A 507-nucleotide genomic window follows, 5' to 3' on the forward strand; every position below is an offset into this window, starting at 1 on the left:
GCTCGCTGAGGTTGATTGACTCGAGCTTACTGATGCAGATTCGCTTGTGCTGACTGAGGCAGACTGGCTAGCGCTGGCTGAAGCGGATTCACTTGCACTTGCTGAAGCAAACTGACTAGCACTTACAGATACAGACTGACTCACGCTGGCTGAAGCAGATTCGCTTGTGCTTGCAGACGCTGACTGGCTTGAGCTTGCTGAAGCGGATTCGCTTGTGCTGACTGAGGCTGACTGGCTTGAGCTTGCCGAAGCAGATTCACTTGCGCTCGCTGATACTGATTGGCTCGAACTTACTGAAGCAGATTCACTTGCGCTCGCTGAGGTTGATTGACTCGAGCTTACTGATGCAGATTCGCTTGTGCTGACTGAGGCAGACTGACTCGAACTTGTCGACGCCGACTGACTTGCACTTGCAGAGGCAGATTGACTCGAGCTTACCGAAGCAGACTGGCTAGCACTCGCTGAGGCTGACTGGCTCGAACTTACTGAGGCTGATGCTGACTGACT

General features: G+C 53.3%; 1 protein-coding gene. It reads right to left on the reverse strand.

Annotation, left to right across the window (positions count from 1 at the left end):
• The coding region (locus HMPREF0849_RS10530) for a hypothetical protein (protein WP_198002042.1) at positions 1-507 on the reverse strand (507 nt) is incomplete at both ends.

It is taken from the genome of Streptococcus sp. C300, assembly GCF_000187645.1.
Classification (GTDB): domain Bacteria; phylum Bacillota; class Bacilli; order Lactobacillales; family Streptococcaceae; genus Streptococcus; species Streptococcus oralis_CQ.